The sequence below is a fragment of the Halomonas sp. YLB-10 genome (genome assembly GCF_003856855.1).
Classification (GTDB): domain Bacteria; phylum Pseudomonadota; class Gammaproteobacteria; order Pseudomonadales; family Halomonadaceae; genus Halomonas; species Halomonas litopenaei.
Genome location: NZ_RRCU01000016.1, coordinates 1 through 8,409, shown reverse-complemented (window position 1 = coordinate 8,409; position 8,409 = coordinate 1). Strand labels below are relative to the sequence as shown.

Annotated in this window: 5 protein-coding genes and 3 pseudogenes; 2 read left to right on the top strand and 6 right to left on the bottom strand. The window is 58.0% G+C overall.

The genetic code is table 11. The annotated features are described in order from the left end of the window. Nucleotides 1-105: 105 nt before the first annotated feature. Together EBB56_RS21700 and EBB56_RS21695 are read right to left on the bottom strand one after the other, a co-directional pair. Nucleotides 106-447 (bottom strand): hypothetical protein, encoded by a 342-nt coding sequence (locus tag EBB56_RS21700; RefSeq protein ID WP_124805327.1) that lies wholly within the window; start codon nt 445-447, stop codon nt 106-108. Between the two features lie 3 nt (nt 448-450). After that, complete coding sequence (locus tag EBB56_RS21695; protein WP_124805326.1) at nt 451-1,407, bottom strand: TAXI family TRAP transporter solute-binding subunit; 957 nt, start codon at nt 1,405-1,407, stop codon at nt 451-453. A 442-nt stretch (nt 1,408-1,849) separates the two neighbouring features. Between EBB56_RS21695 and EBB56_RS21690 the strand changes: the two genes are divergently transcribed. Beyond that, complete coding sequence (locus EBB56_RS21690) at nt 1,850-2,764, top strand: LysR family transcriptional regulator (protein ID WP_124805325.1); 915 nt, start codon at nt 1,850-1,852, stop codon at nt 2,762-2,764. Here the strand turns inward: EBB56_RS21690 and EBB56_RS21685 are convergent. The 3 genes and pseudogenes from EBB56_RS21685 to EBB56_RS21675 form a co-directional block, all read right to left on the bottom strand. Continuing rightward, complete coding sequence (locus tag EBB56_RS21685; RefSeq protein WP_185696496.1) at nt 2,761-4,494, bottom strand: thiamine pyrophosphate-binding protein; 1,734 nt, start codon at nt 4,492-4,494, stop codon at nt 2,761-2,763. The genes EBB56_RS21690 and EBB56_RS21685 overlap by 4 nt on opposite strands. Before the next feature lie 17 nt (nt 4,495-4,511). Further along, nucleotides 4,512-5,969: an aldehyde dehydrogenase family protein gene (locus EBB56_RS21680; RefSeq protein ID WP_124805323.1), complete on the bottom strand. Its 1,458-nt coding sequence runs from the start codon at nt 5,967-5,969 to the stop codon at nt 4,512-4,514. A gap of 218 nt (nt 5,970-6,187) precedes the next feature. After that, a pseudogene (locus EBB56_RS21675) lies at nt 6,188-6,490 on the bottom strand (integrase core domain-containing protein); the annotation flags it as partial. A gap of 44 nt (nt 6,491-6,534) precedes the next feature. Between EBB56_RS21675 and EBB56_RS21670 the strand changes: the two are divergent. Further along, nucleotides 6,535-7,907 (top strand): annotated as a pseudogene (locus EBB56_RS21670) (IS30 family transposase). Between the two features lie 31 nt (nt 7,908-7,938). On the opposite strand, the pseudogene EBB56_RS21665 reads toward EBB56_RS21670, so the two are convergent. Next, a pseudogene (locus EBB56_RS21665) lies at nt 7,939-8,290 on the bottom strand (DDE-type integrase/transposase/recombinase); the annotation flags it as partial. Nucleotides 8,291-8,409 lie beyond the last annotated feature (119 nt).

Sequence of the window (8,409 nt, the reverse complement as noted above, 5' to 3'; positions counted from 1 at the left end):
ATACGCTTTCACCCATAGCGGATGGTCCTCTGGAATCAGGTTCTTGGCGGAACACACTGATTTCTCTAGAGAATACCATTCGCTATTTTCGTTTTCAGACCTACCTCATGAATAAGCCGGGATAAAGGGAGCTTCCATCGAGACGGCAGGGTAGTAGAGAGCAATATACCCACCAACCCCCAAGGTGACGATGGCACAGACGACCATCAAAAAGACGATTAAGCGATTTCTGGCCTGCTCTGCCATTAGAACGAACCCCGACGCTAATGCACAGGTAAGCACCATTGCCAGGATTTGCACATCATAAAGGGAAACTCCCAGAGCTTGGTATACATTGCCGGCGTAACCCACCGGCAATACCACGATCAACACACCGAGACACCATCTCATTAACACGACGGCTGCCTGCCCCCAGTAACGTTTCTCTTCCCCGTTGTTTTCCTGCATGGGTTACTCCATGAGTCCGGACTCGATGTAGTAGGTTTCGGCCCCTTGTTGTAGGGTCAGCCCCGAAAAAGAAGGCACCATTTCCTCAGGGGAAAACTGTGAAAACGTTTTGTAGATATTGCGCACCTTGTCCGGATTTTTATGCATGGCCTCGACAATGGTTTGAACAACATCTTCAGGCACACTTTTTCCTGCGACTAGAGCATAGTCATAGCTCATCATGGGTGTCGGTTTATCAACTCCGACATTGTCTTCCGCCGGCTCGACCATTTTGATGTAGGATGTCGGTACGAATTCTTGCATTGCCGCCTCGGCTTCAGGCGTATCATCGAGTGCTAGCCAGCGGATACCTACGGTAGCATCGGCTTCGCGAGATTTACCGCCTCCCAAAGAAAAGAATGCCGCGTCGACATTGCCTGAAATGAAATCATCGACCCCGTTAGGGACTGAAGGCACCATATGTGCTTGAAGGTCATCGATGGAAAGTCCACCAGCAGCAAGAATCCCATCGACTTGCAGCCGGAGGGTTGGCTGCGCTGTATAACCATAGGTGAGGCTATGCCCCTTAAGGTCAGATACGGATTCATACTCCGAGTCCTTCCGGACCATGAAGCCATAAGCCGAGGAATTTAGTGAGGTTATTACACGCAAGTTCTTCAGAGCGCGACCGTCGAAGGGCGAGACTCCCTGAAATGCAGCCATAACGTCAGGACTAGGGATCAACTGGATATCTAACCGTCCGGTATCGATCAACGGCATCGATTGTCCTGATCCACCGTAGGCCTGGACACGCACGTCCAATTCAGTTACCTCGCTTAGAAACTTCGCTAGTCCAGCATTGACGGCATAATTCTGCGATCCTTGTCGACCGGCCCCGATACCTAGTGTCTGCGCCACTGCGACGTTAGAAATCAGTAGACCTACACAGCATACAAGAAAGCTCATTTTAGAAAACTTCATGACGAAACTCCTCGCCTATCTTGTTGTTTAATGTCATTAGCCACAGACATGTCTTGTCGTGCTGGCCTGTCATATGGCTGTTTTTTGATAGACGCTCATGAGGCAGCACACCACAGCAACGCCTTTCAAACTTCAGACTCGGCACTCGAATGACGTCCAATTTCTCGGCAGCGGCATACCGATCGCCCCATCCATGGACTATGACTGCCCAAGCATCAGTTAAATCTTCTTTTCCTAGACCACTCCTTTATTGCTAACTTTGGATTTTTGAAATATCAAATCTGATGATGCTGAGTTCATTGTAAGAAAAGCCTCAGCAGGACAATCCAGCCACTTTGCCTGTATATTCCGAGCCTCCCTCCTTAAGGCTAATTGTGCTCCTATGTGAAAACTAATATATATTTACGGGCATCCTCATACTCTAAAAGGTATAGATTACGCCATGCGATCTGTTATTTCACAGCTCTCCATTCACAAGCTCGAGGTTTTCTGTGCCGTGGCTGAGCTCAAGAGCGTCTCCCTGGCAGCCGTGCATCTCAATATCGCCCAACCTGTGGTATCGACCCACCTCAAGTCCCTCTCCGACAAGCTTGGCGTGACTTTGACCGCGCGTAGCGGTCGTCGCATCGAGTTGACCGAGGAGGGGCAGCGCGTTTATGGGTGGGCCCTTGACGTCGTGGTGCGTACTCGCGAACTGGAACGAGAGATCGCCGATACGCAACGAGGCGTGTCCGGCAAGGTCAGCGTCGGCGCATCAATGACCCTAGGTTCTTATGTCCTGCCCGGCATCATCGCATCGATCCACCAGAGATATCCTCGTGGCGAAATTTCTGTACGAGTCATGACCTCGTTATCAGTCACCGACGCCGTTCGCCAAGGAGAGTGCGATTTCGCTTTTACGATTCTCGATCCTCGACATGAGATCAATGACCTTGAGATTGAGCACGTCCGCGACGAACGCTTAATCTTGGCCGCCGCAGACCACTTTGCGGTCCAGGCGGCAAGCACCTCGTTGAACGATCTCGCATACATCACAGCTCAATTGGGGACACCTCGACGTGATATCGAAGAATACTTGCTGATGGAGTATGGAGTGTCCCGTCGTCGTATTCTGATGGAATTCGGCCATCCCGAGGCTATCAAGCGAGCGGTCCGCACTGGCGTAGGCGTTGCCTTCCTCTTCCACTCCTCGATTCATGACGAACTGGTATCAGGCAGCCTGCGGCGTATCGATACACCAGGCATGGACCTACGGGTTCCGCTTTATCTAATACGTCGCAAGAACAAGAACCTTAACCGGTTTCAGAGCACGATGATCGAGGAGATTACCCGCTCGCTTCGCGAGCAGAACAGCTAGCGCATTGATTGGACCATGGAGGGTGCATATCCCTTGGCCGCTTCGATTTCCAGTAGCGCCACGCCGCCATCTCTGACCACGCCGATAGCATCGGTCAACGCCGACCGAACCGTCTCGGGCGAACGCAACAAACCGTAACTGGTTACACCGAATCCTTGAGCAATGGCACTGATGTCAATATCGGGCTCATCCATGACGATTCCGACCCGCTTGTTCTCCACCGGGCGCCCTCTGGCCTTAGCGATCGCCTCTTGATGTACCTCGTCGTTATAGAAGGAGCGATTGTTGATGATCACGACCAGCAGAGGCACTTTCTGGTTGACTGCCGTCCACAAGGCCGAGGCACTCATCAGAAAGTCGCCATCGCCTAGTACCGCCAAGGGGAGCAACGGGGACTCGGCATCGCGTAATGCAAGTGCGGCACCTACGGCCATACCCGGCCCCGAGCCAACCCCGCCACCACCGTCATAGCCCAGCGTGCCCAGTGGGTGATCGACCGGCCAGTCCTCGCCGGTCCAGCTGAGCGGCGCACGGATCAAGCAACTGGGTCGATTGCCGATCCCATCGCGCAGCAATGCCGCGATGTCCTGCGGTGTCATCGGCTCTTCCGTCACCCGAGCGGGTTCCGGACACGCGGGCAGGGGATCCGATGGCGGGTTGCCGAGGGCCTCGTGCACGGCCGCGACGACCTGATCCGGTGCGTTGAGAAAGCTAATATCGGCCGGGGCGGGGGCACCACCGTCCTTCACCCACCCTCGGCTACTGTGCTGATCTAGCGTGGCAGAGATGATCTTCGCCGGCACTGGCCCATCGCCGAACACGGCACGTAGCGTGCCACCGAAATCGATCCAATCGAGGTTCACGATCACGTCGGCATCGGCGATCGCAGCTTTTGCCTCGGTATCGGGGAAGTAACCTGCCCGCCCGACATTGGCGCGATGAGAACTGGGGAAGGTGGCGCCGGTCTTGAAATCGGTGACCACGACAGCGCCCAGTCGCTCGACCAGGGCGATGCGTCGCTGCCAGTCCACGTCGCTGCGTGACAGACGCCCCATCAAGAAGACGACGCGGCGGGCCTCGGTCAGCAACTGGAGCGCTTCACTCATAAGGGACGGCGCCGGCGCCCCCGACATCGGCGCACCGCGACGGGCAATGTCGAGGTCGGGTGTGGCTGTCTCCAGCGGCGCTTCCTGGATCGAGGTATCGATATTCACGTAAGTGGGGCCGCACGGCGCGGTGTTCGCCCTGGCCGTGGCCTCGATCAGTGAGTGCAGGGTCGCTGACAGGCCGCCGGGCTGGTCGTCCCATTTCACGAAATCACGAATCAAGGCGCCCTGATCCTGGGAAGTATGAATCCAGTCGATCCAGGAACGCCTGCGACTGGCGTCAACCGGCCCGGTAGCCCCCAGCACCACCATCGGCACGCGATCGCACCAAGCGTTATAGATAGCCATCGTGCCGTGCATGAGGCCAACATTGGCATGCAGCGCGACCCCCATGGCCCGACCGGTGATCTTGGCGTAGCCGTGCGCAATGGCGACAGCCGATTCCTCGTGCACGCACAGCAAAAGCCGTGGATCGTCGTGTGTCATGTTGACCAGGCTATCGTGCAGTCCACGGTAACTGGCACCGGGATTGATGGCAATGTAGTTAAGATCAAGTGCTTGGAGGGTTTCGGCGATAGCATCCGACCCCCAGCAGGTAGCGTTGTCGCTAATTGCGTGATGCATGATTTCCTCTGACTTCTTCATGAAAGCATAATGTTGATTGTCTTGGTTTCGGTGTAGCTGAACAGTTCTTCGCGACCTTCCTCGCGGCCCACCCCGCTGGACTTCATGCCACCGAACGGCACGCCCAGGAAGTGCATGCTCGATCCATTGATCCAGATGTGTCCCGAGCGAACGCGCTGCGCCATCTTGAGAGCCGCATCGATGTCGTGCGTCCAGACGGCGGCGGTCAGGCCGTACTCGGTGGCATTGGCCATGGCGACGGCCTCGTCGAAGTCGCGCCAGCTCGCTATCGCCATTACTGGACCAAACACTTCCTGCTGCCAGAGCCGCATGTCAGGCGTGACTCCTGCGTAGACCGTAGGCGCCACCCAGTACCCCTTTCGGAACAACTCCTCGTCGGGCAGCCCGCCCCCCGTCAGCCGTCGGGCGCCATCGTTGTCGGCGTTGGCACAATGCGACAGGATGCGCTGTCGATGCCCCGCCGAATTGACTGGCCCGACATCCGTCGACTCACTCAATGGGTCACCCAGACGCAACGCGGCGACGCGTTCGACGACCGCATCGAGCACACGGTCATGAATGTCCTCGTGCAACAGCAACCGGCTCAACGAGCCGCAGGATTGCCCCTGCCAGGAGAAATTCATACCGAAGACGGCGGCATCGGCGATCCGCTCGGGATCACAGTCGGGGAATACGATCATGGGGTTCTTACCGCCCAGTTCCAGGCTCACGTGCTTGACCCCGGATTCGGCCGCTGATCGCTGTATGGCACGCCCCGTCTCGGGGGAGCCGATGAAGGCGATACGCTTGACGGTCGGGTGACGAACGAGTGCGTTGCCCACTTCAGGCCCCTCGCCAGTCACGATGTTGAAGACACCGGGCGGTAGGGTATCGCGGGCGATCTCGGCCAGAACAGTGGCGGACAGCGGAGATGTCTCGGGCGGCTTGACGATCACTGCATTGCCGGCAGCGAGCGCCGCGGCAGTGCGGGCTACTGCAAACATCACCGGATGATTGAACGGAGCGATCCGGACGACCACCCCATACGGTTCGTGGACTGTGAAGTGGAGATTCCCAGAGGTTGCCGGAATGCTGTCGCCGCGCAAATCCGGTGCCAGGCCGGCATAATAGCGCAAACTTTCCACAGCGGTTGGAACATCGATTTGCCGCATGGGGCGGATTGTATTGCCGGTGTCACTGACTTCGATACGTAGGATCTCGTCGGCTCGCTCGGCGATGGCATCAGCAAACCGATGCATGGCGTCGGCACGTGCCATCGGCGTCAAGCCTGCCCATGCTGGCCAGGCGCGCTCGGCGGCCCGGACAGCGAGATCGACGTCTTCCGACGTCGCCGCGGGCACCCGACCGATGGGCTCCTCAGTCGCCGGATCGACGGACATAAGCCATTGGCCGCTGACACTCTCGACCAGTTCTCCATCGATCAGCATGCGTTCGGATTCACAGACACGCTGCATACCATTCTCCTCGCTTACCTGATTCACCTAGTAATGGACGAGCTTTAAGATATGATCAAATAGATAAATTGATACCTAAAAATACCCTATTGGCTATCTTTTAGGCTTAAAAGCTTAAGTATCCGCCTTATTCACATGCGTATTTAGGTCCTGTCGGAAAAACTGCGCGCATACAACGGTGAACCGTACCGGTTTTCTCGAAGACCCGTTGGTTTGAGTCAGGCCACCTTCTTGGCCTGACCCTGTTGCTCATAATACAGCGCTTCTCGCTCGGCCGGCGGCATGTTGCCGATCGGCTCCAGGAGCCGTCGATGGTTGAACCAGTCGACCCACTCCAGGGTGGCGAACTCAACGGCCTCCAAGTGCCGCCATGGCCCGCTTCGGCGGATCACCTCCGTCTTGAATAAACCGATTACTGTCTCGGCCAGCGCGTTGTCATATGAGTCGCCGACACTCCCAACAGACGGTGCGATAACGGCGTCCTCCAAGCGCTCTGTGTATCGAATCGAGACATATTGGGCGGATTCAACCGGTCGTCGCAACATCTCGATTTTGGAGGTGTTGGATGGGACGATCACGCGGCTGGGGCGCTGAACAGACGGGGCGAGCACCGATGCGTTCGCCTGGCCGACCGGGCGTCAACCAGCGGGATGCGAAGCGCGCGTTCTGGAAGCGCATTGCAGAGGAACTATCGAGTGAGGACGCAGCGTTGGCGTGTGGTGTATCGCAGCCGGTGGGACCGCGGTGGTTCCTCGAAGCGGGAGGAATGGCACCGGCCAACTTGGCGCCGCACTCAGGGCGTTATTTGTCGTTCGCAGAGCGCGAGGAACTGGCGCTGTTGCGGGCCCAGGGGCATGGGGTTCGCGAGATCGCTCGCTGTCTGGGGCGGTCGCCCTCGACTGTCTCGCGCGAGTTGCGCCGTAATGCTGCCACCGGGGGTGGATGCTGGACTATCGGGCCACGGTCGCGCAGTGGAAAGCGGAGCGGGCCGCCAAACGGCCCAAGGTTGCCAAGCTCGTCAAGAGCGACCGGCTTCAGGCGTACATGCAATCACGCCTCGCCGGAGTGGTGACCGATGCTGAGGGTAGGCACATTCCCGGCCCCAATGTCCCCTGGAGGGGGCGGCGACATGGTCGCCGAGCCGATCGACGATGGGGAACCAGTTGGAGCCCCGAGCAGATCAGCCGGCGATTGCACGTCGACTTTCCGGATGATGAGACGATGAGGATCTCTCACGAGGCGATCTATCAAGCCCTCTACATTCAAGGCAGAGGCGCACTGCGTCGTGAGCTGTCCGCGTGCCTGCGAACTGGCCGGGCGTTGCGAGTGCCTCGTGCGAGGAGTCGGCAACGAGGCAAACACTTTATCTCACCCGAGGTCATGATCAGCCAGCGCCCGGCGGAGGTTGCCGACCGTGCCGTCCCCGGCCACTGGGAGGGCGACCTGATCATCGGACTGAACAGCTCGGCGATCGGCACCCTCGTTGAACGCTCGACCCGGTTCACGTTGCTGCTGCACTTGCCGCCCATGCCTGATCATGGATCCGGTGCCAGAACCAAGAACGGGCCAGCATTGGCCGGTCACGGGGCCGAGGCTGTTCCCGATGCCATTGCCACCAAGATCGCGATGCTGCCCGAACAACTGCGCAGATCGCTGACCTGGGACCAAGGCGCGGAACTGGCTCAACATGCGCAGCTACGGATTGATACTGGCCTGGCGATCTACTTCTGTGACCCCCACAGTCCCTGGCAGCGTGGGACCAACGAGAACACTAATGGTCTGCTGCGCCAATACTTCCCTAAGGGGACCGACATCAGCAGGTATTCCGAGCATGAGCTTGACGCTGTTGCGAATACCCTCAACAGCAGACCCCGAAAAACACTGGACTGGAAAACACCTGCTGAAGCTCTCAAAGAACTATTATCCTTGGCATCATAAGCCAGTGTTGCGACGACCCCTTGAACCTAAGTTGAACGGCCCTATCGCTATGGTGGATCAAGTCGCTGCCAGGTCGCTGAGGCCGCTCATGAAGTGCCTGCTCCAGCGCATCGAGCACCATGTCGGTGCGGGGTGAGCGGGACACTCGCCAGCAGATGATCCGGCGGGCAAAGGCATCGATGACGAAGGCGACATAGACGACCCCCTGCCAGGTGGCGACATAGGTAAAGTCCGACACCCACAGCGCATTCGGCTGAGCCGGCTGAAACTGCCGGCGCACCAGATCCGCCAGAGGCCTTGTTGGGATCTGGCACGGTCGTACGGACCGGTTTGCCTCTCACCACGCCTCGCAGCCCCATCCGACGCATCAGGCGCTCGACGGTAAGCGCCCGGGCATCACCCTCTTTCAGTGATCAGTCTGCCGGCTTCCAGTGCTGCGGCAAGAGTTCGTGGATCTGGCTGGCCTTCTGGGTCGGCAGCCGAGCCAGCACGTCTTTCAGGT

Coding starts and splice junctions, on each gene's coding strand:
- EBB56_RS21695 (WP_124805326.1), bottom strand. CDS start 1,407: ATGAAGTTTTCTAAAATGAGCTTTCTTGTATGCTGTGTAGGTCTACTG.
- EBB56_RS21685 (WP_185696496.1), bottom strand. CDS start 4,494: ATGCATCACGCAATTAGCGACAACGCTACCTGCTGGGGGTCGGATGCT.
- EBB56_RS21690 (WP_124805325.1), top strand. CDS start 1,850: ATGCGATCTGTTATTTCACAGCTCTCCATTCACAAGCTCGAGGTTTTC.
- EBB56_RS21680 (WP_124805323.1), bottom strand. CDS start 5,969: ATGCAGCGTGTCTGTGAATCCGAACGCATGCTGATCGATGGAGAACTG.
- EBB56_RS21700 (WP_124805327.1), bottom strand. CDS start 447: ATGCAGGAAAACAACGGGGAAGAGAAACGTTACTGGGGGCAGGCAGCC.